Source organism: Microbacterium sp. 71-23 (assembly GCF_001897265.1).
Taxonomy (GTDB): domain Bacteria; phylum Actinomycetota; class Actinomycetes; order Actinomycetales; family Microbacteriaceae; genus Microbacterium; species Microbacterium ginsengisoli.
On sequence record NZ_MKSL01000017.1, the window covers coordinates 397222 to 420558 of the forward strand.

The 23337-nt window shown below is 70.6% G+C and carries 23 protein-coding genes; 13 read left to right on the plus strand and 10 right to left on the minus strand.

Annotated elements, in window-relative coordinates:
- Positions 1-4: 4 nt before the first annotated feature.
- A complete protein-coding gene (locus tag BGO15_RS08580) occupies positions 5-1153 on the minus strand; it encodes an ArsB/NhaD family transporter (protein WP_056208912.1) in 1149 nt (382 codons plus the stop codon).
- Positions 1154-1342: 189 nt separating this feature from the next.
- Between BGO15_RS08580 and thrS the strand changes: the two genes are divergently transcribed.
- Positions 1343-3349: a threonine--tRNA ligase gene (thrS, locus tag BGO15_RS08585; RefSeq protein WP_056208916.1), complete on the plus strand. Its 2007-nt coding sequence runs from the start codon at positions 1343-1345 to the stop codon at positions 3347-3349.
- Complete coding sequence (locus BGO15_RS08590) at positions 3346-3906, plus strand: HIT family protein (protein WP_045248061.1); 561 nt, start codon at positions 3346-3348, stop codon at positions 3904-3906. Before thrS ends, BGO15_RS08590 begins: the two co-directional genes overlap by 4 nt.
- A gap of 42 nt (positions 3907-3948) precedes the next feature.
- On the opposite strand, the gene BGO15_RS08595 is transcribed toward BGO15_RS08590, so the two are convergent.
- The 6 genes from BGO15_RS08595 to BGO15_RS08620 all read right to left on the minus strand — a co-directional run bounded on the left by BGO15_RS08595 (position 3949) and on the right by BGO15_RS08620 (position 9832).
- Positions 3949-4839 carry a LysR family transcriptional regulator gene (locus tag BGO15_RS08595; RefSeq protein ID WP_056208918.1) on the minus strand — a complete coding sequence of 297 codons (891 nt, stop codon included), beginning with the start codon at positions 4837-4839 and terminating at the stop codon, positions 3949-3951.
- Between the two features lie 25 nt (positions 4840-4864).
- Positions 4865-5626, minus strand: coding sequence for an SDR family NAD(P)-dependent oxidoreductase (locus BGO15_RS08600; RefSeq protein ID WP_056518619.1), 762 nt, complete (start codon positions 5624-5626; stop codon positions 4865-4867).
- A 10-nt stretch (positions 5627-5636) separates the two neighbouring features.
- A complete protein-coding gene (locus BGO15_RS08605; RefSeq protein WP_056518575.1) occupies positions 5637-6536 on the minus strand; it encodes an MBL fold metallo-hydrolase in 900 nt (299 codons plus the stop codon).
- A 79-nt stretch (positions 6537-6615) separates the two neighbouring features.
- On the minus strand, positions 6616-7518 hold the full coding sequence (locus BGO15_RS08610) for a quinone oxidoreductase family protein (RefSeq protein ID WP_056208923.1): 903 nt from the start codon (positions 7516-7518) through the stop codon (positions 6616-6618).
- Positions 7519-7643: 125 nt separating this feature from the next.
- Positions 7644-8495 carry a pyridoxal kinase PdxY gene (gene pdxY / locus BGO15_RS08615; protein ID WP_056518573.1) on the minus strand — a complete coding sequence of 284 codons (852 nt, stop codon included), beginning with the start codon at positions 8493-8495 and terminating at the stop codon, positions 7644-7646.
- On the minus strand, positions 8492-9832 hold the full coding sequence (locus BGO15_RS08620) for an aminotransferase class I/II-fold pyridoxal phosphate-dependent enzyme (RefSeq protein ID WP_056208927.1): 1341 nt from the start codon (positions 9830-9832) through the stop codon (positions 8492-8494). Before BGO15_RS08620 ends, pdxY begins: the two co-directional genes overlap by 4 nt.
- 62 nt (positions 9833-9894) lie before the next feature.
- Between BGO15_RS08620 and pdxS the strand changes: the two genes are divergently transcribed.
- From pdxS to BGO15_RS08675, 11 genes are all read left to right on the plus strand, one after another.
- Positions 9895-10818, plus strand: coding sequence for a pyridoxal 5'-phosphate synthase lyase subunit PdxS (gene pdxS, locus BGO15_RS08625; protein WP_200930901.1), 924 nt, complete (start codon positions 9895-9897; stop codon positions 10816-10818).
- Positions 10812-11405 carry a pyridoxal 5'-phosphate synthase glutaminase subunit PdxT gene (gene pdxT / locus BGO15_RS08630; protein WP_200930906.1) on the plus strand — a complete coding sequence of 198 codons (594 nt, stop codon included), beginning with the start codon at positions 10812-10814 and terminating at the stop codon, positions 11403-11405. The genes pdxS and pdxT overlap by 7 nt, the downstream gene beginning before the upstream one ends.
- A 46-nt stretch (positions 11406-11451) precedes the next feature.
- Complete coding sequence (locus BGO15_RS08635; protein ID WP_056208933.1) at positions 11452-11988, plus strand: DUF1697 domain-containing protein; 537 nt, start codon at positions 11452-11454, stop codon at positions 11986-11988.
- Between the two features lie 10 nt (positions 11989-11998).
- A complete protein-coding gene (locus BGO15_RS08640; RefSeq protein WP_056208936.1) occupies positions 11999-12757 on the plus strand; it encodes a YebC/PmpR family DNA-binding transcriptional regulator in 759 nt (252 codons plus the stop codon).
- Between the two features lie 55 nt (positions 12758-12812).
- Entirely contained in the window at positions 12813-13376 is a 564-nt protein-coding gene (gene ruvC, locus BGO15_RS08645; RefSeq protein WP_056208939.1) for a crossover junction endodeoxyribonuclease RuvC, read from the plus strand.
- A gap of 45 nt (positions 13377-13421) precedes the next feature.
- A complete protein-coding gene (gene ruvA / locus BGO15_RS08650; RefSeq protein ID WP_045248069.1) occupies positions 13422-14042 on the plus strand; it encodes a Holliday junction branch migration protein RuvA in 621 nt (206 codons plus the stop codon).
- Positions 14029-15060, plus strand: coding sequence for a Holliday junction branch migration DNA helicase RuvB (gene ruvB / locus BGO15_RS08655; protein WP_045248070.1), 1032 nt, complete (start codon positions 14029-14031; stop codon positions 15058-15060). Before ruvA ends, ruvB begins: the two co-directional genes overlap by 14 nt.
- 76 nt (positions 15061-15136) lie before the next feature.
- On the plus strand, positions 15137-15583 hold the full coding sequence (locus BGO15_RS08660; protein WP_056208943.1) for a preprotein translocase subunit YajC: 447 nt from the start codon (positions 15137-15139) through the stop codon (positions 15581-15583).
- 37 nt (positions 15584-15620) lie between these two features.
- The gene (gene secD / locus BGO15_RS08665; RefSeq protein WP_045248072.1) at positions 15621-17330 is read left to right on the plus strand and encodes a protein translocase subunit SecD; all 1710 of its coding nucleotides are present in this window, start codon (positions 15621-15623) and stop codon (positions 17328-17330) included.
- Positions 17330-18319, plus strand: a complete 990-nt coding sequence (gene secF / locus BGO15_RS08670) for a protein translocase subunit SecF (protein WP_056208945.1) — start codon at positions 17330-17332, stop codon at positions 18317-18319. The genes secD and secF overlap by 1 nt, the downstream gene beginning before the upstream one ends.
- Before the next feature lie 64 nt (positions 18320-18383).
- On the plus strand, positions 18384-20636 hold the full coding sequence (locus BGO15_RS08675; protein ID WP_045248074.1) for a RelA/SpoT family protein: 2253 nt from the start codon (positions 18384-18386) through the stop codon (positions 20634-20636).
- On the opposite strand, the gene BGO15_RS08680 is transcribed toward BGO15_RS08675, so the two are convergent.
- The 3 genes from BGO15_RS08680 to BGO15_RS08690 form a co-directional block, all read right to left on the minus strand.
- Positions 20623-21174, minus strand: coding sequence for a hypothetical protein (locus tag BGO15_RS08680; protein ID WP_056208949.1), 552 nt, complete (start codon positions 21172-21174; stop codon positions 20623-20625). The two genes, BGO15_RS08675 and BGO15_RS08680, sit on opposite strands and share 14 nt — an antisense overlap.
- 66 nt (positions 21175-21240) lie before the next feature.
- Positions 21241-22806: a DUF349 domain-containing protein gene (locus BGO15_RS08685; RefSeq protein ID WP_082483181.1), complete on the minus strand. Its 1566-nt coding sequence runs from the start codon at positions 22804-22806 to the stop codon at positions 21241-21243.
- Between the two features lie 92 nt (positions 22807-22898).
- Positions 22899-23198: a hypothetical protein gene (locus BGO15_RS08690; RefSeq protein ID WP_056208953.1), complete on the minus strand. Its 300-nt coding sequence runs from the start codon at positions 23196-23198 to the stop codon at positions 22899-22901.
- Positions 23199-23337: the final 139 nt, after the last annotated feature.

The window sequence follows — 23337 nt, forward strand, 5'->3', positions numbered from 1 at the left end:
GGCGTCAGAACGCGAGCGGCACGGTCGCGAGGGCGACCACCAGCGGGGCCACGAGGCACCCGCGCAGCATGTAGGTGCGCCACGAGATCTGCACCTCGAGCGACCGCAGCCGGGCGTGCCAGAGCAGCGTCGCAAGGGAGGCCCAGGGCGTGATCAGCGGGCCGGCGTTCACCCCGACGAGCACCGCGCCCAGGCGCGCCGGTGTGTGAGCGACCTGCTCGAGCGCGAGGTAGGCGGGCAGGTTGTCGATGAGATTCGCGCCGACAAGGGCGGATGCCGCGACCCGCCAGAGTTCGAGCAGATCGTCGCCCGCTCCCGCCACCGCTCCGATGACGGCGGCGCCGCCGAGCGCCTCCAGCGCGCCGACGGCGAGGAACAGCCCGGCGGCGAACAGGACGAGCTGCCACGGGAGGAGAGAGGGGCGCAGCGCGGCGGGGGAGCGCACAGCGAACACGATCGTCAAGACCACAGCGGCTCCGAGGGCCGGGATCCACGGTGCGAGACCCGACACGAGGAGCGGCATCATGACCACGACGACGGCCGCGCTCACGATGAGCAGGGGGGCATCGTCGATTCGGGGGGCGACCGGCGTCTCGAACCGCCCGCGCAATTGACGGCGGTGGAACAGCAGCAGCGCCGCGACAGTGACGAGGATCGCGATGAGCGCGGGCGCCCACATGAGCGCGAGGAACTGCAGCGGGTCGCCGCCCGCGAGCCGGTCTGCGGCGAGCAGATTGGTGAGGTTCGAGACCGGCAGCGCCAGTGACGCCGTGTTGGCGAGCCACACGGTCGCGAACGCGAATGGCAGCGGCGACAGCCCCGCCCGCCGCGCGACGGCGACCACGACAGGCGTGAGCAGCACGGCGGTGGTGTCGAGGGAGAGGAAGGAGGTCGCGAGGATCGCCAGCAGCGCGACGCTGAACCACAGCCGCAGCGTGTGGCCGCGGCTGAGGCGCACGAGCAGGTGCCCCGCGGCGTCGAAGACGCCCGCGGCCGCGGCGAGCTCGGCGACGACCGTCACCGCCACGACGAACAGCAGGATGGGCCACACGCGGTCGCCGATGGCGAGGGCGTTCGCGGCGGGCAGCACGCCGATCGCCACGGCAATCGCCGACAGCAGGAGGAGCACGGCGCCGACGCCCGCGAGTTTCACGCTCCCATCCTGCTCCCCAACGAACCTGGGAACGGTAGGCTCGCGGCATGGACATCCGCCCTCGCCCGCTCACGACCGTCGTCGTGCGCGCGACGGCGACGCGAACGCTCGGCGCCTGAGCGGGCGGCGGCGCGCGTGCGCCCCGAAGCTGAGTAGCCTGGAACCGAGCGATCCTCTGGAGATTTCCCTGTGTCTGATGCCCTACCCGCTGTCGTCGAGTACCCCGCCGACGGCTTCGCCCTCTTCCCCGACCGATCCGTCGTGGCGCTGCGCGTCAACGGCGAGCTGAAGGACCTCGCGACGGTCGTGACCGCCGCAGACTCCGTAGAGCCGGTCACGATCGACAGCGCCGACGGCCTGGCGATCCTGCGACACTCGACCGCGCATGTGCTCGCCCAGGCGGTGCAGCGCATCAAGCCGCAGACGAACCTCGGCATCGGCCCGCCGATCACCGACGGCTTCTACTACGACTTCGGCACGGATGCGCCGTTCACCCCCGATGACGTGAAGGCCATCAAGAAGGAGATGGAGCGCATCGTCCGCGAGGGCCAGCGCTTCGTGCGCCGCGTGGTCAGCGACGACGAGGCGCGCGCCGAGCTCGCTGACGAACCGTTCAAGCTCGAACTGATCGGCCTCAAGGGCGGCACGAAGGAGGCCGCCGAGGGCGCCTCGGTCGAGGTCGGAGCCGGCGAGCTGACGATCTACGACAACGTCAACCGCGACGGCGAGACCGTCTGGAAAGACCTGTGCCGCGGACCTCACGTGCCCAACACCCGCACGATCGGCAACGGCTGGGACCTGCAGCGCATCGCGGGCGCCTATTGGCGCGGCAGCGAGAAGAACCCGCAGCTGCAGCGCATCTACGGCACCGCGTGGGCGACGAAGGACGAACTGCGCGCCTACCAGCAGCGCCTCGAGGAGGCCGCCAAGCGCGATCACCGCAAGCTCGGCAAGGAGCTCGACCTCTTCTCGTTCCCCGACGAGATCGGCTCGGGGCTGAGTGTCTGGCATCCGAAGGGCGGCATCGTCCGCGGGGAGATGGAGCAGCACGCCCGCCGTCGCCACGTCGCAGCCGGCTACACCTACGTGTACACCCCGCACATCTCGAAGGAAGACCTCTTCCTGACCTCGAACCACCTCGTGACCTACCGGGACGGCATGTTCCCGCCCATCACGATGGACGAGGAGCGCGACGCCGACGGCACCATCACCAAGGCCGGCCAGGAGTACTACCTGAAGCCGATGAACTGCCCGATGCACATCCTCATCTACAAGGAGCGCGGCCGCAGCTACCGCGACCTGCCGATGCGGCTCGCCGAGAACGGCACGGTCTACCGCAACGAACTCTCGGGCGCCCTCCACGGCCTCACGCGCGTCCGCGGCTTCACCCAGGACGACTCGCACCTGTTCGTGACCCCCGAGCAGCTCGAGGGTGAGGCGACGAAGGTGCTCGAGTTCGTCATCTCCATGCTGCGGGACTTCGGTCTCGACGACTTCGAGCTCGAACTGTCGATGCGCGACGACGAGAAGTCGAAGTGGATCGGGTCGGACGAGTTCTGGGAGTACTCCACGAACGCACTGCGCAATGTCGCCCTGGCGAGCGGACTGAAGCTCACTGAGGTGCCCGGCGAGGCGGCGTTCTACGGCCCGAAGATCGACCTGAAGACCCGTGACGCGATCGGGCGCACCTGGCAGCTGTCGACCGTGCAGGTCGACCCGAACCTGCCCGAGCGCTTCGAGCTGGAGTACACCGGCTCGGACGGCGAGCGTCACCGCCCCATCATGATCCACCGTGCACTGTTCGGCTCGATCGAGCGGTTCTTCGCGATCCTGCTCGAGCACTACGCCGGCGCGTTCCCGTTGTGGCTCTCCCCGGTGCAGGTCGTCGGCATCCCGGTCGCCGAGGAGTACGCGCCGTACCTCGACGAGATCGTCGGCCGCCTGCGTGAGGCGGGCGTGCGCGCGGAGGTCGACCACTCCGACGACCGCATGCAGAAGAAGATCCGCACGCACACCACCCAGAAGGTGCCGCTGCAGCTGATCGCGGGGGAGCTGGACCGCGCCGCGGGCACGGTCTCGTTCCGCTTCCGCGACGGGTCGCAGACCAACGGAGTCCCCGTCGACGATGCGATCGCCCTCGTCCTGCGCGCCATCGCGCAGCACACGCTCGTCGACACGGCGGATCAGCTCGTATGACCTCGTCGCACGCGGGCGGATCGGATGACGCGCTGGTCGCGGCATCCGATCTGCCCGGTGTGCCGGACGAGTTCCAGCGCCTGTGGACCCCGCACCGGATGGCGTACATCCAGGCAGGCCCCGAGCCGCTGAAGCACGACTGCCCGTTCTGCGCCGCGCCGTCGATGAGCGACGAGGACGCCCTGATCGTGCACCGGGGTGTGCACGCCTACGTGCTGCTGAACCTCTTCCCGTACAACTCAGGACACCTGCTGGTGTGCCCCTACCGCCATGTCGGTCTCTACGACGAGGCCACCGCAGAGGAGATCGACGAGATCTCCCGCCTGACGCAGACAGCGATGCGCACGCTGCGTGAGACCGCACGCTGCCACGGCTTCAACATCGGCATGAACCAGGGCGAGGTCGCCGGCGCGGGCGTCGCCGCCCACCTGCACCAGCACGTCGTGCCGCGCTGGGCGACCGACGCGAACTTCTTCCCGATCATCGCGAAGACGAAGGCCCTGCCGCAGCTGCTCGGCGAGGTGCGCCAGTCGCTCGCCGACGCCTGGCCGGCCTGACCGCGTCCTCTCTCTCTCTCTCGAGAGAGCGGACGCCGCGCCTCACCCGCCGCGGCAGACGGCGCGCAGCATCGCCATGAACGCCGCGGCCGCGCGCGACGGCGTCGTGTGCACGGCTGTGCCGAGGAAGAGCGTCCACGCGGGCAGGGGCGGGTCGAGCGGTCGCACCGCGAGGGCATCGCCCACGTCTCCGAGCCCTGCGACGAAGTCGGGGACGATCGCGACCCCCGCGCCCTTCGCGACGAGCACGGGGATCGCCGCGGCATCCGGTGCCTCCACGCCGATGTCGCGCCGCAGGCCCGCCCGGGCGAACACCTCGTCGATGAGGTCGCGGGTGCCGAACCCGCGCGGGGCGTCGATGAACGGCGACGCCGCGAGCTCGGGGAGGGTCGCGACATCCGCCCCCGAGGCGGCGCCGAGCGGGGACAACGCGACGAACGATGCCGAGGCGACCGGCTCGAGCCGCACCTCGTCGGGCGTCGCGCCGACGGGGGAGAGGAGGGCGAAGTCGACCTCGCCGTGATCGATCGCGCGCACCAGCTCGTGGGAGCCCGCGACCACGAGCCGCACGCTCACGTGCGGGTGGCGACCGCGGAACTCGGCGATCGCCGATGTGAGGTCGATGAGTCCGAGCACCGGCAGTGCGCCGATCGTCACGGTGCCGCGCAACCCGCGCCGCACCTCGTCGACTGCGGCCGCGGCCTGCGCGGCGTCGGCGAGGGTCTGTCGCGCGAGCGGCACCAGCGCGTGCCCGGCCGCGTTCAGCCGCACCCCGCGCGGGCCACGATCGAACAGCGGTGACCCGAGCTCGCGCTCCAACGAGCGGATCGCGCTCGAGACGCCGGACTGGACGACGTGCAGCCGCTCGGCCGCCGCACTGATGCTCTCGGCATCGGCGACCGCGAGGAAGTACTCCAACTGACGCAGCTGCACGCGTCCATCCTCTCGCCTCCGGCGATCAGTGGGCCGTCTGGCCGCCGTCGATCGTGTACACGCTGCCGTTGATGAACGGCGACGCGTCGGAGGCGAGGAAGAGCACGAGGTTCGCGATCTCCTCCGGCTCCGACACCCGTCCCTGGGGCGAGTACGACAGCACGGTCTCGCGCATGGCGGGGTCCGCGAGCCATCCGTCGATCATCGGCGTGCGCACGAGGCCCGGCGCGACCGCGTTCACCCGCACACCCTCGCGGGCGTAGTCGAGCGCCGCCGCGCGCGTCAGGCCGACGACGCCGTGCTTGGCCGCCGCATAGGGGGACATCCCCGGGTCGGCGATGACTCCGGCCACCGAGGCGATGTTGACGATCGAGCCGCCGCCCCGAGCGAGCAGCGCCGGGATCTCGTGACGGAGCGAGAAGAACACCCCGGAGAGGTCGACCGCGAGCGTGTGCTGCCAGTCCGTCACGGTCTGCTCGGCGAGAGTCCCCGTCGGCGGGAGCGACCCCGCGTTGTTGACCGCGATGTCGAGGCCGCCGTAGGTGTCCACGGCGGTCTGCACGAGAGCGGCGACCGCGGCGTCATCCGAGACGTCGGCGACCGCGTGGGTCGCCCGGCCCCCGGCCGCGACGATGTCGTCGACGACGCGCTGGCCCGCGGCATCCCGGGAGCCGATCACCACAGCCGCACCGGCGCGACCGAGTGCGCGGGCGACGGCGGCGCCGATCCCGCTGGAGCCGCCCGTGACGACGGCGACCTTGTCGGAGAAATCGAAGGTGACGCTCATGTCGGCCACCTCAGTCCGTCCAGCGCACGTAGAGCACCATCGCGCGCGCGTGGCTCTCGGTCCACAGCTCGACGCCCTTCATCGGGCCGTCGGCCCACCGCTCGGCGAGCTCGGCGGCGGCGCGGCGGGTGACCTCCTCGATGATGAACTTGATGCCAGCCTGCTCGCTGTCGCGGTGCTCGGCCAGCAGTTCGGGAGTGTTGATCTCGTCGTGCAGGCGCTTGACGGTGGCGTACACGTCGAGCACGTAGCGACGGGTCAGCTCCACGTCGCTGCGGCGCGCGACATCGGCGGTGTGCCCCGACAGGAAGTGCTCGAAGTCGTACTCGAGGAACCGGTCGAACGCGCCCAGGTAGGCGAACATGTTCTCGGTGATGTCGAAGTCGAGCAGCGGCACCCACCCGCGCGCGAGCAGGTCGATGGCGACCATGACCTTCTCGTCGGGGAGGAACAGCACCGTGTCGCCGTCGGCGGAGTGGAAGCCGTCGCGGAACAGCTCGATGCGGCGGGTGCCGCGGGTGAGCGAGAGGGCGCCCTCGTACACGACGGTCGGCGCCGGGCGGGCGGGGTCCGCCTTCTCGGCGAGGAACCGCGCGGTGCCGGCCTCGGCGATGATCTCCACGCCGTCGGCGAGCAGGTACGAGCCACCGATGTGATCCGAGTGCCCGTGCGAGTAGATGAGCGTGCGGATCGGCTCGTCGGTGACGTCGGCGATCGCGGTGCGGATGTGGTCGACGAGCGGTTCGGGAGCATCGAGCAGCACGACCCCCTCGCCGGTGGTGAAGAAGATCGTCTGGTAGTTGCCGTTCGTGATCATGAAGACCCCGGGGGTCATCTCCCGGGTCAGGAACCCGGCGCTGAGGTCGGTGACCTCCTCGGGCTGCACGTGGCGACGTGCGGGTGCGGACATGATGTGCCTCCTCGGCAATCGGTGGATGGGGATGGCGCGGCGAACGCCGCCCCGGTCGGGGCGGTGCGGATGCCGCGGGTCAGGGGACGAGCACGACGGCGCCCGCCTGCGCCAGGGCGTCCACGCCCTCGGCGAGCGGGCGCGTGGGAGCGGCGGGACGAAGGCCCGTGCGCAGCACCAGGTCGGCGACGGCCGTGTAGGCGATCTCGCGCTCGGCGGCCGACGCGAGGAAGTTGGAGTGCCCGATGATGCGCGCGCCGCGGTTGCGGAACGCGGGGGCCAGGATGCTCGCCTCGGCGCCGGCCGAGTTGCCGACCTGCGCGATGCGCGCGCCCGTGGCGAGGTGTCGGGCGGCGACCGCGAGCGGCATGCCCCAGGTGAGGTCGATGACCACGTCGATGCCGCCCGCGGCGGCGAGCTGCGCGTCGAGGGCATCGGCGTCGACCGCGAGCACCCCGTGACCGCCCCGCGCCCCGATAGCCTCGAGTCCGGCCTCGGTGCGGGCGGTCGCGAGCACCGTCGCCCCGAGGTCGACGGCCGCGGCGACGGCAAGGGTGCCCGCCGATCCCGTTCCGCCGAGCACGAGCACGGTCTCCCCGGGCTGCGTCTGGGCGGCACGGTGCAGCGCGAGCCACGCGGCGATCCCCGGCACCCCGATCGCCGCCGCCGTCACCGGGTCGAGCCCGTCGGGCACCGGCACGCTCTCGGCACCGCGCAGCGGCACGACGTCGGCGAACGTGCCGAACGGCGCGGGCGGCGCGCTCACGTAGAGAAGCCCGCCCGCGGCATCCTGCACCACGCCGGAGAGGCCGGCGACGGCGCCGGGTGCGAGCGGGCGGAAGGGCATGGTCCCGGTGGCGATCACCCGGTCGACGGGGTTCACCGCCGCCGCGACGAGCGTCGCCGGCGTCGCATCAGCCGATGGCTCCTCGATCTCGGTGAGCACGATGCCGCCGGTGGCGGCGAGGGTGAGGGCGCGCATGTCGGCACCTGCCTTCCGGCCGCCCGTCGGGTGCGGCGGCCGGATTCATCGTCGATCCGGCGCCCCGGCGCCACAAGAATCGGAAAACGATCGCGGCCATCACCGAATGTGATGGATGCCGAGGCTCACCGCACTCGCGCGACGTCGAACTGCAGACGGGGGTGGGCGTACGCCTCCTGCGACTCGACGAGCAGCAGCTCCCGAGATCCCGCGTCGTGCGTGCGCTGCAGCAGATCGAAGACGCTCGACGTGGTGCGCGCAAGCGCGGCCTGCGCATCGCCGGTCGCGCGGTAATGCGCGGTGAACAGGGCCGCCGTCACATCGCCCGACCCGTTCGCCTTCATGCCGATCATGGGCGTCTGCACGAGCCAGGCGCCGTCCCCGTTCACGACGAGCATCTCGATCGTGCCCTCCGGGCGGTCGGGGCGGGCGACGCTCGTGACGAGCACGGTCTCGGGGCCGGAGGCCCGCACGAGGTCGGCCGCTTCGAGCGTCGAGGCGATCGTGTCGGGAGAGGTGCCCGTGAGGAATCCCAGCTCGAACTGGTTGGGGGTGACGAGGTCGGCGGCGGGCACGACCCGGTCGCGCAGCAGATCGGGGATTGCGGGGGCCACGAAGCATCCCGACACGGCGTTTCCCATCACCGGGTCGCAGGCGTAGATGGCGTCGGGGTTCGCGGCCTTGACCCGCGCGACCGCGTCGAGGATGACATCGGCGATGCCCTCGCTGCCCTGATAGCCCGACAGCACTACGTCGATCTCGGGGAAGACCCCGCGCTCCTCAATGCCGAGGATCACCTCGTGCACGTCGCTCGGGGCGATGAGCGGCCCCCGCCAGGAGTCATACCCGGTGTGGTTCGAGAAGGTCACCGTGTACACCGGCAGCACCTCGACACCGATGCGCTGCAGCGGGAACACGGCGGCCGAGTTGCCGACGTGCCCGTGGGCCACGGCCGACTGGATCGAGAGGATCTTCATCCGTCGATCCTCGCATCCGCGGCGCGCGCCGCGACGACGGCCGCGGCGACGTCGTCCGCGAGGCGCTCCTGATCGGCATCGTCAAGCTCGTGCACCGTGAGACGAAGAGCGGATGCCGCACCCCCGCCGGCCAGCTCGAACTCGTCGCCCGGCCGGGCGAGCCACCCGCGACGCATGAGCCCTTCGGCGACGGGGCGGGCCGCGGCATCCGTCGTCACCCACACGTTGAGTCCGTCGGAGGGCGGCACGACGATGCCGCGGTCGGCGAGCCGGGCGATGAAGGCGGCGTTGCGCGAGGCGTAATGCGCGCCGGCCGCGTCGATCTGCGCGCGCACCGCCGGGTCGATGAGGAGGGCGTGCGCGAGGCGCTGCAGCAGGTGACTGACCCAGGTGGTGCCGGGGCTCAGCCGCAGGGCGAGGCGTTCGGCGGTGTGCGGGTCTGCGGCTGTGATGGCCAGCCCCATGTCGGGCCCGAGGAACTTCGAGACCGAGCGGATGAGGGCCCAGCGCTCGTGGGCGGGGGAGATGAGCGAGTGGAACGGGCGGGTGGAGAGCAGGGAGAAGTGGTCGTCCTCGATGATGAGCACGTAGGGGTGCTCGGCGAGCACCTCCCGCAGCTGCGCCGCGCGCGCGGCGCTGAGGCCGGCACCGGTGGGGTTCTGCGCGCGAGGGGTGTGCACGACCGCCCGCACGCCCACGGCGAGCGCGGCCCGGAGTCCGGCGACAGTCATGCCCTCCTCGTCGACCGGGACGGGCACGGCCCGGTAGCCGCCGAGGCGCACGATGTTCAGGCTCGACAGGAAGCACGGGTCCTCGAGCGCCACGGCGTCGTCGCGGGCGAGGGTCTGCGAGAGCAGGCGGTCGATCGCGTCGGACGCGCCGCCGGTGATCGTGAGGCGGATGTCGCGCGCCTCCGGCAGCGCCTCGGTCATCCAGTCCCGCGCCCACGCCTCGAGCGCACGGTCGATGACCGGCTCTCCGTAGAGCACGGGGCGTCCGCCGACGCGTCGGAGGGCCTCGGTCGGGTCGGGGATGAGTCGCGGGTCGGGGTTGCCCGTGCCGATGTCGCGCAGCACGGTGTCGGCGGCGTAGCCCTCCTGCGCGATGCGGGTGCGCGCGGCGATGCGGGTTCCGGCGCGCCCCCGCGAGACCACGACCCCCGCCAGAGCGAGCTGCCGGTAGGCCGCGACGACGGTGTTGCGGTTCACGCCGAGCGTGTCGGCGAGGGTGCGCACGGGCGGCAGCAGCGCGCCGGGGACGCGATCGCCTCGCTCGACGAGCGTGCGCACGCTGTCCGCGATCTCGGTCGCGGTGGTGCCCGTTATGCCGGTCGTCATGTGTGACCCCCTCGCAGCAAGCCTAAGCGCCAGTCGTGTTACATTTCGGCCTAGGCCAAAACATGGCGTCATCCGGACGCCCGAAGGAGCAGACCGTGACCACTCCCACCATCGGTTCCGACCGCGTCAAGCGCGGCCTCGCCGAGATGCTCAAGGGCGGCGTCATCATGGACGTCGTCACCGCCGAGCAGGCGCGCATCGCCGAGGACGCCGGCGCCGTCGCCGTGATGGCGCTCGAGCGGGTTCCCGCCGACATCCGCGCCCAGGGCGGCGTCGCCCGCATGAGCGATCCCGACCTCATCGACGACATCATCGCGTCGGTCTCCATCCCGGTCATGGCGAAGGCGCGCATCGGGCACTTCGTCGAGGCGCAGGTGCTGCAGCAGCTCGGCGTCGACTACATCGACGAGTCCGAGGTGCTCTCGCCCGCCGACTACGTCAACCACATCGACAAATGGAAGTTCACGGTGCCCTTCGTCTGCGGCGCGACGAATCTCGGTGAGGCGCTGCGCCGCATCAACGAGGGTGCGGCGATGATCCGCTCGAAGGGCGAGGCCGGCACGGGCGACGTGTCCGAGGCGACCAAGCACATCCGCAAGATCACGAGCGAGATCAACGTGCTGCGCTCCCTCACCAAGGACGAGCTCTACGTCGCCGCAAAGGAGCTGCAGGCGCCCTACGAGCTGGTCGCCGAGATCGCCGAGACCGGCACGCTCCCTGTCGTGCTCTTCACCGCCGGCGGCGTCGCCACCCCCGCGGATGCGGCCATGATGATGCAGCTCGGTGCCGACGGCGTGTTCGTCGGCTCCGGCATCTTCAAGAGCGGCAACCCGGCCGAGCGCGCCGCCGCCATCGTGAAGGCGACCACGTTCTACGACGACCCGGCCGTCATCGCCGAGGTCTCGCGCGGACTCGGCGAGGCGATGGTCGGCATCAATGTCACCGACCTGGCCGCACCGCACCGCCTCGCCGAGCGCGGCTGGTGACCAGCCCGCGCATCGGGGTGCTCGCGCTCCAGGGCGACGTGCGCGAGCACGCCGTCGCCCTGGCGGCGCTGGGGGCGGATGTCGCCAGGGTGCGGCGCCCCGAAGACCTCGCCGCCGTGCAGGGGCTCGTGATCCCGGGCGGCGAGTCGAGCGTCATCGACAAGCTCGCCCGCGCCTTCGAGCTGCGCGACCCCCTGCGCGAGGCGATCGCCGGAGGGCTCCCGGTGTACGGCACCTGTGCCGGCCTCATCCTGCTCGCCGAGCGCATCGTCGACGGCATCGCCGGGCAGCAGACCTTCGGCGGCCTCGACGTGACGGTGCGCCGCAACGCGTTCGGCAGCCAGGTGGACTCGTTCGAGACCGACCTCGACGTGCCCTCCCTCGGCGCACCGCCTGTGCACGCCGCGTTCATCCGCGCACCGCTCATCGAACAGGTCGGCGCCCGGGCCGAACCGCTCGCCCACCTCTCCGACGGGCGGGTCGTCGCCGTGAGGCAGGGCCCCCTGCTCGGCACGTCGTTCCACCCCGAGGTCACGGGGGAGCTGAGGTTCCACCGCCTGCTGCTCGACGCCGTCGCGGCGGCGTGAGCCGCGGCATCCGTTCGATGTCGTCCCCGCCGCGTAGTCTCGCGACGTGACCAGCTGGATCGCCCTGCTGCGCGGGGTCAACGTCGGCGGCGCGACCGTGCGCAACGCCGAGCTGCGCGAGATCGTGACGGGCATCGGGGGCACTGACGTCGTGCCGGTGCTCGCGAGCGGCAACGTCGTGTTCGACCACCCGACCGAGCGAGCGGATGCCGCGGCTCTCCGCGCGAGGCTCGAGGCGGCGCTCGGACGCCACTACGACTACGACGCGCACCTGCTGCTCGTTGCCCGGGAGGCCGTCGAAGAGGCGATCGGCGGGTTCCCGTTCGCGGCCGACGACACCGCGCGGCAGCCCTGGGTGATCTTCTGCGACACCGCGCAGACCGCGGCATCCCTCATCGACGAGCCCCGCGACGACGACCTCGATCCGGTCGCCCGCGACGGCGCCGTCGTGTACTGGAACCCACCCAAGGGACGTTCGACCGACACCCCCTTCGCGAAGGCGGTCGCGCGTCGCACCTGGCGGGAGCGCACCACGACGCGCAATCTCCGCACCCTCGTGAAGATCCTCGCCGCACGCCCGTAAACTGGAGCCTATGTCCGGACACTCCAAATGGGCCACGACCAAGCACAAGAAGGCGGTCGTCGACGCCCGCCGCGCGAAGTCGTGGGCGAAGCTCATCAAGAACATCGAGGTCGCAGCCAAGCTCGGCGGTGCCGACCTGCAGGGCAACCCGACCCTCTTCGACGCAGTGCTCAAGGCCAAGAAGACCTCGGTGCCCAAGGACAACATCGACCGCGCGATCAAGCGCGGCGCCGGCATCGGCGGCGAGTCGGTCGAGTACTCGTCGATCATGTACGAGGGCTACGGTCCCAACGGCGTCGCCCTCATGATCGAGTGTCTGACCGACAACAAGAACCGCGCCGCGGCCGAGGTGCGCACGGCACTCAGCCGCAACGGCGGCACCCTCGCGGACCCCGGTTCGGTCGCCTACAACTTCTCCCGCAAGGGCGTCATCGTCGTCTCTGAGGAGGGCACGACCGAGGACGACGTCATGCTCGCGGCCCTCGAGGCGGGCGCCGAGGAGATCGAGCCCCACGCCCAGGGCTTCGAGGTCATCACCGAGGCATCCGATGTCGTGGCCGTCCGCAGCGCGCTCGTCGACGCCGGCATCGAGTACGAGTCGGCCGACGTCGAGTTCGTCCCGACCCTCAAGGTCGAGATCGACGCCGAGACCGCCCGCAAGGTGTTCCGCCTCATCGACGCCCTCGAGGACAGCGACGACGTGCAGAACGTCTACTCGAACTTCGACCTCACCGCCGAGGTGCAGGCCGAGCTCGAAGAGGACGAGTGATCGCACGCGGGCGCGCCGCTCGAGCGCCGCGACCCGCGATCGTTAGCGTGGGGGAGTGACCACCCCTTCGCTGCGCGTGCTGGGCATCGACCCCGGCCTCACCCGCTGCGGCGTGGGCGTGGTGGATGTCGCTCCCGACCGCTCTGCGCGCCTCGTGCACGTCGGGGTCGTGCGCTCCTCACCCGACCTCGCGATCCAGCGGCGCCTGCGCCTCATCGCCGACGGTATCCGCGAGGTCGTCGCCGTCCATCAGCCCCACGTGGTCGCCGTCGAGCGCGTCTTCGCCCAGCACAACCGGCACAGCGTCATGGGGACGGCCCAGGCGAGCGGCATCGCGCTGCTCGTCGCCGCCGAGTTCGGCCTCGAGGCCGCGACCCACACTCCGTCCGAGGTGAAGGCCGCCGTCACCGGCTACGGCTCAGCCGACAAGGCGCAGGTGCAGGCGATGATCGCGCGCCTGCTGCGCCTCGACGCACCCCCGCAGCCGGCGGATGCCGCGGACGCCCTGGCCCTCGCGCTCTGCCACGCCTGGCGTCGCGGCCCCGCCGCCCCCGGGGCATCCGCCCTGACGCCGGCGCAGCGCGCCTGGGCCGACGCCGAGCGCCGCGCCCGCCGCTAGCGTGTCGCTCGAACATATCTGCGAACCGTCTCGTAGGGTGGAGCCATGATCGCTTCCGTGCGCGGCTCCGTGCTGTACGTCGACGGCGACACCGTCGTCGTCGAAACGGGCGGTGTCGGCTACGCCGTCGCAGTGACGCAGCCCGTCGCCCACAGCCTGACTCCCGGCGCCGAGGTGCTGCTGCACACGCATCTCGTCGTGCGCGAAGACGCGATGCAGCTCGTCGGGTTCACCGAGCGCGCCGAGCTCGTCGTGTTCCTGGCGCTCCTCGGCGTCTCCGGCGTCGGTCCGAAGTCGGCCCTCGGCGTGCTCTCGCACCTGTCGATCGACCAGATCGCCGCCGCCGTTGCCGCCGAGGACGACGCGCCGTTCCGGCGCGTCTCCGGGATCGGCCCGAAGACGGCAAAGCTCATCGTCGTGCAGCTCGCCGGGCGCCTCGCCCCGCCGTCAGCTGCCTCGACCTCTCCGACGGGCGGGGGAGACGCGGCGCTGCTCACCCAGCTCACCGCGGCCCTGAACGGTCTCGGCTGGAACGACCGGGTCGCACAGGAGACCGCGACATCCGTCATCGAGAGCGCGCCCGCGACCGAACGCAGCGTTCCCGCCTTGCTCCGGCTCGCCCTCGCCGAGCTCGGGCCCGCGCGAGGGGAGCATGTGCGTGGATGAGGTGAACCCGCAGGCGGTCGATGAGACCGAGCTCGCCATCGAGGGCGCACTGCGCCCGACGTCGCTCGCCGAGTTCATCGGGCAGCCCAAGGTGCGCGGGCAGTTGCAGCTGCTGCTCGATGCCGCCCGCATCCAGGAGCGGCCCGCCGATCACATCCTGCTCGCCGGCCCCCCGGGGCTCGGCAAGACCACTCTTGCGATGATCGTCGCGCACGAGAGCGGGCGTCCCCTGAGGCTCTCGAGCGGCCCCGCGATCCAGCACGCGGGGGACCTCGCGGCGCTGCTGTCGAGCCTGCAGCCGGGGGAGGTCTTGTTCATCGACGAGATCCACCGGATGGCCCGTTCGGCGGAGGAGATGCTGTATCTCGCGATGGAGGACTTCCGCATCGACATCATGGTGGGCAAGGGCGCCGGCGCCACCTCGATCCCGCTCGATCTCGCCCCCTTCACGCTCGTGGGCGCGACGACGCGCTCCGGCATGCTGCCGAACCCACTGCGCGACCGGTTCGGCTTCACCGCCCATCTGGAGTACTACGACCCCGCCGAGCTCGAACGCGTCGTCGAGCGCTCGGCAATCGTGCTCGGGGTCGAACTGTCCGCCCGCGCCCGCGCCGAGATCGCCCGCCGCTCCCGGGGGACACCCCGCATCGCGAACCGACTGCTGCGCCGCGTACGTGACTACCTGCTCGTACACGGGGGCGCGGGCACGGATGTCGCGGCCGTCGGCGCCGCGCTCGAGCTCTACGACGTCGACCCGATCGGTCTCGATCGGCTCGACAGGGCGGTGCTCGACATTCTGATCCGCCGGTTCGGCGGCGGGCCCGTCGGCCTCGGCACCCTCTCGGTGACGGTCGGAGAGGAGGCCGACACGATCGAGTCGGTCGTCGAGCCCTACCTCGTGCGCATCGGACTCATGGGTCGCACGCCCCGCGGGCGCGTCGCCACGCCCGAGGCGTATGCCCATCTCGGTGTGGCCCCGGCACATGCGACCGGAACGCTCGATATGGATGACCTATAATCGCTGAAGGCTTTCGCCGCCCTCTCCCTACGGCGCCCATCTTGAGTGCGCCTCATCTGAAAGGCTCCGCGCCCGCATGGACTTCGGCACGTTCTTCAGCAACTACGGCCTGCTCATCCTGCTCGTCCTGCTCCTGGTCTTCATGTTCTGGAGCTCCCGACGCCGCATGCAGAAGCAGAAGGCCGAGGTCGAGGCCCGCGCGCGTCAGACCGTCCCCGGCGCCAAGGTGCTGCTGCAGGGAGGCCTGTACGGCACCATCGTGACCTTCGACTCCGACAACCTCGACCAGCCGGCCGTGGTCTCGATCGCCCCCGGCGTCGAGATCGAGGTACACAGCCAGGCGATCCTTCGCGTCGTCGACCCGATCGACGAGGTCGTCACCGAGGACGAGTACCTCGAGGCCGAGGCCACCCACGACGAGTACGAGGCCGGCGTCGCCAGCGGCGAGATCTCCTCGATCAGCGACGACCAGAAGAAGGCCGCCGACGCCGACGACGAGAAGAAGAACGGCACCGACGCCTGACACGGTGCCCGCGCACCCCTTCCGAAAGACCTGATCAGTGGCGACATCCACCCCCGTCAAGCACGCCTGGCGTGCCCTCATCGGCCTGCTGGCCGTGATCGCCGTGCTGTTCGGCATCAACGCCCTCGGCGTCTACGTGTTCCAGAAGTCGTCGTGGGCCCCGCAGCTCGCGCTCGACCTCCAGGGCGGCACGCAGATTATCCTGCAGGCGCAGACCGTCGACGGCGCGGCACCCACCGACACGCAGATGAACCAGGCGGTGTCGATCATCCGCCAGCGCATCGACGCGTCGGGTGTGTCCGAGGCATCCGTCTCGACAGAGGGCGGCCGCAACATCGTCGTGCAGATCCCCGGAACGGCGGACGAGCAGACGCGACAGCGCATCGAGGCCTCGGCCCAGCTGCAGCTGCGGGCCGTGCTGTACACGTCGGCCGACGTCACCGGCAGCTTCACCGGACAGGACGGGAACCAGACGCCCTACCCGACGCCGGCGCCCACCCTGCAGTCGACCCCGACCGCGTCGCCCACGAGCGGCAGTGACACCTCGTGGATCACCCCGGCGCTGCAGGCGGAGTATCAGGCCTACAACTGCTCGGCGACGACGAACGACCCCGCGAACGCGCCCAAGGACAAGCCGCTCGTCACCTGCGACTCGACCAACACCGCGAAGTACATCCTCGGGCCCGTCGAGCTCGACGGCTCCGCCATCACCGACGCCAGTGCCGGTCTGAACACGCAGAACGGCCAGTGGGTCGTGAACCTCGTGTTCAACGGCGAGGGAACCCAGACCTTCGGCGACATCAGCAAGCGCCTCTACAGCCAGACGGCGCCGCTCAACCAGTTCGCCTTCGTGCTGGACGGATCCGTTCTCTCCGCCCCCAGCATGAACGCCGTGATCACCGACGGCAAACCGCAGATCTCGGGCTCGTTCACGCAGGAGAGCGCGACCACGCTCGCCGACCAGCTCAAGTTCGGTGCTCTGCCGCTGAGCTTCTCGGTGCAGAGCTCCGACACCATCTCGGCGACCCTCGGCTCACAGCAGCTCATGATCGGTCTGATCACGGGACTCATCGGTCTGGCGCTCGTCGCGATCTACTCGCTCATCGTCTACCGGGCTCTCGGCTCGGTGATCATCGCGTCCCTCGCGGTGATGGCGGTCATCACGTACGCGGTGCTCTGCATCCTGGCGTGGCGCATGGGCTTCCGCCTTTCTCTCGCCGGTGTCGCCGGTCTGATCGTGACGATCGGCTTCACCGCCGACTCGTTCATCGTGTACTTCGAGCGCATCCGCGACGAGCTGCGCGACGGCAAGTCGATCACCTCCGCCGTCGAGGACGGCTGGGGCCGGGCGAAGCGCACGATCTACATCTCGAAGTCGATCAACGTGCTCGCGGCCGTCGTGCTCTACATCCTCGCGGATGCGACGGTGAAGGGCTTCGCGTTCACGCTCGGCATCACGACCGCGATCGACGTGCTCATCTTCATCCTGTTCACGCACCCTGTCATGCAGCTGCTGGCACGCACCCGGTTCTTCGGCTCGGGGCACCCGCTCTCGGGTCTCGACCCCGAGGCGCTCGGCGCCGTCTACCGCGGCCGCGCCCAGTTCCGCGCCCCGGCAGCGGCGACCGCCGGGCGTTCGGCCAAGTCGCGCAAGGAGGCGGAGCGCCGGCAGACGATCGCCGAGCGAAAGCGCGCGGCCGAACTCGGCGGCGGGACCACGACCGCGACCAAGGAGGGAGACGACTGATGCGCTCCATGAATCAGCTCGGAAACGACCTCTACACCGGCAAGACGTCCTTCCCCTTCGTCGGCCGTCGTCGTGTGTGGTTCATCATCGCGGCGGTGCTCGTGATCGCGTCGGTGCTCGTTCCCCTCGTGCGCCCGATCCACTTCTCGATCGAGTTCACCGGCGGCTCGCAGTTCACCGTGAGCGGTCTGACGAACCCCGATCAGCTCACCGCGACGAACGCCGTCAACGGTGTCGTCCCCGGCTCGGTCTCGAGCGTCACCACGGTCGGGGGCACCTCGGTTCAGGTCGAGACGAACCAGATGACGCCCGAGCAGACCCAGCAGGTCAGCCAGGCGCTCGCCACGGCGTTCGACGTGCCGCAGACCGACGTCACCGACTCGTTCATCGGTCCGGCGTGGGGCGCGGATGTCACGCGCCAGTCGCTCTGGGGACTCGCGATCTTCCTCGCGCTGACGTTCCTCATCCTCGCGCTCTACTTCCGCACGTGGAAGATGTCGGCCGCGGCCGTCATCGGCGTGGTGGACGTGCTGGTGATCACGATCGGCATCTACGCGGTCTGCGGCTTCGCGATCTCGCCCGCCGCGGTGATCGGATTCCTCACGATCCTGGCGTACTCGCTCTACGACACGACAGTCGTGTTCGACAAGATCCGGGAGAACACGCGCGAAGGCGGTGAGGCGGCCGGTCGCCTGTTCGGCGAGTCGGTGAACCTGGCTGTCAACCAGACGCTCATCCGTTCGATCAACACGACCATCGTCGCGGTGCTCCCGACCGGTGCGATCCTGTTCATCGGCGCGTTCTGGCTGGGTGCACAGACGCTCACCGACATCTCGCTGTCGATCTTCGTCGGAACGATCGTGGCTGCCTACTCGACGATCTTCGTGGCGGCGCCGCTGTACTCGCTGTTCCGTGAGAACGAGCCGAAGGTCAAGGCGCGCGACGCCCGCGTGCGCGCCTCTCGGAGCAAGGCAGAGGTCGCCGCCTGAGCGGCCGTCCACCTCGGCAGCGGGCGTAGGATGATCCGATCCGGCGAAGGGCGGTGAGACGCGAGTGACCGAGACCGTTCCGGCCGCGCCCCAGGCCTCTTCGCTGCGGCGGCTCGTGCCTCGGATCTTCTCCCGCGCGCACCGGCGCGACGATGTCGACCAGCTCGTGCGCACGGTGCGCACGCATCATCCGCGCGGCGACCTCGCTGTCATCGAGCGCGCATACACCGTCGCGGAGCGCGCGCACCGCGACCAGAAGCGCCAGAGCGGTGAGCCGTACATCACGCACCCGCTCGCGGTCGCTCAGGTGCTCGCCGATCTCGGTCTCGGACCGAAGGCGATCGCTGCGGCCCTGCTGCACGACACCGTCGAGGACACGGACTACAGCCTCGACCAGTTGACGGCGGAGTTCGGCGACGAGGTCGCGATGCTCGTCGACGGCGTCACGAAGCTCGACAAGGTCAAGTACGGCGAGAGCGCGCAGGCCGAGACGGTCCGCAAGATGATCGTCGCGATGTCGCGAGACATCCGCGTGCTCCTCATCAAGCTCGCCGACCGGCTCCACAACGCGCGCACGTGGGGTTTCGTGCCGCCCGAGAAGGCGCAGAAGAAGGCGCGCGAGACTCTCGAGATCTACGCTCCGCTCGCGCACCGCCTCGGCATCCAGGCGATCAAGTCGGAGCTCGAGGACCTCTCGTTCGCCGTACTGCACCCCAAGCTCTACGCCGAGATCGAGAGTCTGGTCAAGCAGCGCACGCCCCAGCGCGAGCAGTACGTGCACAGTGTGATCGACTCCGTCGATGCGGATCTGCGCGAGCTGCGCATCCGCGGGCGCGTCATGGGTCGTCCGAAGCAGCTGTACTCCGTGTATCAGAAGATGGTGGTGCGCGGTCGGGAGTTCGACGACATCTACGACCTGATCGGCATCCGCGTGATCGTCGCGACCGTGCGCGACTGCTACGCCGTGCTGGGCTCGATCCACGCCCGCTGGACGCCACTACCCGGCCGCTTCAAGGACTACATCGCGACGCCGAAGTTCAACCTCTACCAGTCGCTGCACACCACGGTGATCGGCCCGGGCGGTCGTACGGTCGAGATCCAGATCCGCACGAACGAGATGCACCAGCAGGCCGAGTACGGCGTCGCGGCGCACTGGAAGTACAAGGAGCGGATGTCGGGCAGTCGCACCGACGACCGCACCGTCGACACCGACATGGCGTGGCTCGCCCACATCTCCGACTGGCAGGCCGAGACCGCTGACCCCGGCGAGTTCCTCGAGTCGTTGAGGTTCGAGATCGGCGCCAAGGAGGTCTACGTCTTCACGCCGAAGGGACGCGTGATCGGGCTCCCGTCCGGCGCGACTCCGGTCGACTTCGCCTATGCGGTGCACACCGAGATCGGCCATCGCACGATGGGGGCGAAGGTCAACGGGCGTCTCGTTCCGCTCGAGAGCGAACTGAACTCGGGCGACGTCGTCGAGGTGTTCACCTCGAAGAACCCGGATGCGAGCCCGAGCCAGGACTGGCTCACATTCGTCAAGAGCACCCGCGCGCGCAACAAGATCCGCGGCTGGTTCACGAAGGAGCGCCGAGAAGAGGCGATCGAACAGGGCAAGGAGTCGATCGCCCGCGCGATGCGGCGGCAGAACCTGCCCCTGCAACGCCTGATGAACCAGGACTCCTTCTCCCAGGTCGCGCACCAGCTGAAGTACGAAGACGTCTCCGCCCTGTACGCCGCCGTCGGCGAAGGGCACGTCTCCACCCAATCGGTCATCGAGAAGGTCACCGCGCTCGTCGCGGAGGGGGATACCTCCACGGGGGCCATCGAGCTGCCCCACGTCGGCCGCAGCCGCGCGCCGCGTGACGGTGACTCGGGCGTCCTCGTGCGCGGCGCTCCCGACATCCTCGTGAAACTCGCGAAGTGCTGCACCCCGGTCCCGGGCGACGAGATCGTCGGGTTCGTGACGCGCGGCAGCGGCGTCTCCGTGCACCGCACCGACTGCACGAACGTGAAGGCGCTCATGGACAACCCGGAGCGGCTCATCGACGTCGAGTGGGCACCGACCACGAAGAGCGTGTTCCTGGTGCAGATCCAGGTCGAGGCCCTCGACCGATCGGGACTGCTCAGCGACGTGACCCGCGTGCTCAGCGAGCATCACGTCAACATCCTGTCGGCGACGGTGTCGACCACCGACGACCGCCTCGCGCTCAGCCGGTTCGTGTTCGAGATGGGCGACACCGTGCACCTCGACCGCGTGCTCAACGCGGTGCGTCGCATCGACGCGGTCTACGACGTCTACCGCGTCACGTCGTCCTGAGCTCGTCGATCAGAGCCTCCAGCAGCGCGAGGCCGCGGCGCTTGTGGTGCAGCGGGCCCGCCGCCTGCAGCAGAGCGTAGGCGTCACGTACCCGCACAGCCGGCGCGGGATGAGCGTCGCACAGCGCGCGCACCGCGACGTCGTCGCCCGCACGGGCGAGGTCGGTCGTGGTGTACACGGCGGATGTCACAGCCACGCCGCCGCAGAGCTCGACGGCGTCGGCGGGAAGACCCTGATCGCTGTACACGAGGCGCCGGTCGACGGGCTGGCCGATGCGGTGCGCGACCGCGCGCTGCACGCTCTGACGCTCGGGCAGCGGGAGCAACGCTCCGTGGACCCAGGCGGCGCTGCGACCGACGAGCGCGGTGTTGGCCGGCACAAGCTGGGCGAGGGAGGCCGCCCGGATCGCGGGGGTCTCGATGGCGTCGGCGGGCATGAACGCATCGCCGACCTCGACGAGGTCGCCGTCGATGCGCGCCGCACTCAACTCCGCGACCGACAAGCGGTCACCTGCGACGTACACGAACGGCGATCCCATGCGAGCCATGGTGCCGCACGCGGCATCCGCTCGCCGGACCGGCGGGTCGAAGCTGTGGAGAAGGCGTCAGCCGCCGATGGCGCGCAGCCAGCCGCGACGCGCCTCGAGCGCCTCGGTCGCCGCCTTGACCTTGCGGCTGTCGCCGGTCGCCTTCGCCGCGGCGAGGTCGTCCTCGAGCTTCGCGATGGCATCCTCGAGCTGACGCGTCATGTCGTTCGCACGCGCCTTCGTCTCGGGGTTGTTCTCACGCCAGTGCGTCTGCTCGCGGTCGCGCACGCCCTGCTCGATGCGACGAAGTTCGTCGTCGAGCTGGCGCTCCTTGTCACGGGGGAAGATGCGGCCGATCTCGTCCCAGCGACGCTGGAGACCGGTGAGCAACTGCCGCGCGGCGGCAAGGTCCTTCTCGCCCGGAACCGCGGCGGCCTCGGTGAGCAGCGCCCGCTTGAGCTCGATGCGCTCCTTCGACTCCTCGGCCTCGACGCTCTCGCGGTCGGAACGGGCGCCGTAGAGCACGTCACCGGCGGCCTTGAACCGGGCCCACAGGGCGTCGTCGATCTTCTTGCCCGCGCGGCCCGCGCTCTTCCACTCGTCGAGGAGGGTGCGGTAGGCGGCGATGCCGTCCTCGCCGCGCGGGGCGAGGGCCTCGGCCCGCTCGACCAGACGCGACTTGCTGTCGCGCGCCGACTTGTGGGTCTCGTCGAGGTCGGCGAAGTAGGCGCGACGGTGACGGTCGATCGTCGCGCGCGCGTCACGGAAGCGGCCCCAGAGCTTCTGAGAGACGGCGCGGGGGAGACGAGGACCGTTCTGCTGGTGGTTCTGCCACTGGTCGAAGAGCGTGGCGATGTCGGCCGTGGTCTGCTTCCACTGCACGCTCTGAGGGTCGCGGGCGGCGAGAGCCTCCGCCTTCTCCACGATCGCGGTGCGCTCGGCGATCGCCTCGTCGACGGCCTCCTTGGCCTGCTGCGCCTCGACCTCGGTGGCGGCGCTCAGCGCCGCCACGAGAGCGTCGAGTCGCGCGGCGAGTCCTTCGAGGTCGCCGACCGCGGCCGCGCCCACGACGCGCTCGCGCACGGCGGCGGCGGTGGAGCTCAGGTCGGCGGCGCCCGCGCCTCCGCGGCGGTGACGCGCCTCGAGGAGCACCACCTCGCCCGCGAGATCGGCGTACTTGCGCTCGAAGTAGGCGAGGGCCTCGTCGGTGGACCCGTCGGGGTACTGGCCGACGATGCGCCATCCGGCGGACTCGCGCACCGACACGGTGCCGTCCTCTTCCACACGCCCCCAGGGCTCCGTGGTCGCGGCGGGCGCAGCCACCGGCGCGGCGGAGCGCGGGCGGGTGGGCACGGGGATCGCGCGCGACGGTGACGGAACGGGTGCCGGTGCCGGCGCGGCAGCCGTCACCGTGTCGTCCTCGACCGGAGCGTCGGGCGCCGGGCTCTCGACCGCGGGCGCCTCGTCCCCGGATGCCTCGACCGCGGCGATCGCGGCCGGGGCAGACGCCTCGTCGGCGACGTCGGGGGTGGCCTCGACGTCTGCAGTGACGTCGGTGGCAGGGGTCTCTTCGGCCGGGGTCTCGGGCGTCGGGTCCGCCTCGGCGGCGGGGACGTCAGGAGTCTGGTCGTTCGTGGCAGTCACGGGTGCACCTCAAGCGGTTCGCCGGGCGGTCGGATGGACGTGCTCAGCCTAGTACGCGCCCTCCGACGGCCCGGTCGGGGCGTCGTCACGCGTCACGGGGTCGGACTGGGCGAATCCGTCGCGCGGGGGGTCGGGAAGAAGAGCGGCTGATCGCTCGGGTTCACGGTCGGGGTGGGGCTGGGCGACGGCGCGGGCGCGCCGGGTCCGACGGAGTAGTAGGCGAACTGACCCGCCGCGAGGAGGAGGATCAGGATGCCGCCGGCGACGGCGGCGATCGTGTTGTCGCGGACGCGACGGCGCCGGCTCGCCTCGTGCAGCGCACGGCGGGCCTGGTACGCCCTGGCGCGCTCGCGCGCCACCCTCTCGTCGCGCGACTTTCCGCCTGCGGCCACGGGTCCTCCTGCACTGGTCGTTGAGCGCACCGATCCTACGCAGTGATCCGGTGGGCGGCCAAAGCGTCGGTGTCTCATGGCGCCGCTAGCCTGGCGTGGTGAGTTCCGCGCCCCTGCTGTCGTCCCCGACGCCGCTGGC

Excerpts from the sequence above, each read along its gene's own strand:
- pdxS (WP_200930901.1), top strand. The coding sequence starts at position 9,895 with ATGGCGTCATCCGGACGCCCGAAGGAGCAGACCGTGACCACTCCCACC.
- secF (WP_056208945.1), top strand. The coding sequence starts at position 17,330 with ATGCGCTCCATGAATCAGCTCGGAAACGACCTCTACACCGGCAAGACG.
- BGO15_RS08620 (WP_056208927.1), bottom strand. The coding sequence starts at position 9,832 with ATGACGACCGGCATAACGGGCACCACCGCGACCGAGATCGCGGACAGC.
- BGO15_RS08600 (WP_056518619.1), bottom strand. The coding sequence starts at position 5,626 with ATGAGCGTCACCTTCGATTTCTCCGACAAGGTCGCCGTCGTCACGGGC.
- BGO15_RS08680 (WP_056208949.1), bottom strand. The coding sequence starts at position 21,174 with ATGGGATCGCCGTTCGTGTACGTCGCAGGTGACCGCTTGTCGGTCGCG.
- BGO15_RS08640 (WP_056208936.1), top strand. The coding sequence starts at position 11,999 with ATGTCCGGACACTCCAAATGGGCCACGACCAAGCACAAGAAGGCGGTC.
- BGO15_RS08605 (WP_056518575.1), bottom strand. The coding sequence starts at position 6,536 with ATGTCCGCACCCGCACGTCGCCACGTGCAGCCCGAGGAGGTCACCGAC.
- ruvB (WP_045248070.1), top strand. The coding sequence starts at position 14,029 with ATGTGCGTGGATGAGGTGAACCCGCAGGCGGTCGATGAGACCGAGCTC.
- pdxY (WP_056518573.1), bottom strand. The coding sequence starts at position 8,495 with ATGAAGATCCTCTCGATCCAGTCGGCCGTGGCCCACGGGCACGTCGGC.
- BGO15_RS08660 (WP_056208943.1), top strand. The coding sequence starts at position 15,137 with ATGGACTTCGGCACGTTCTTCAGCAACTACGGCCTGCTCATCCTGCTC.
- ruvA (WP_045248069.1), top strand. The coding sequence starts at position 13,422 with ATGATCGCTTCCGTGCGCGGCTCCGTGCTGTACGTCGACGGCGACACC.
- BGO15_RS08610 (WP_056208923.1), bottom strand. The coding sequence starts at position 7,518 with ATGCGCGCCCTCACCCTCGCCGCCACCGGCGGCATCGTGCTCACCGAG.
- BGO15_RS08590 (WP_045248061.1), top strand. The coding sequence starts at position 3,346 with ATGACCTCGTCGCACGCGGGCGGATCGGATGACGCGCTGGTCGCGGCA.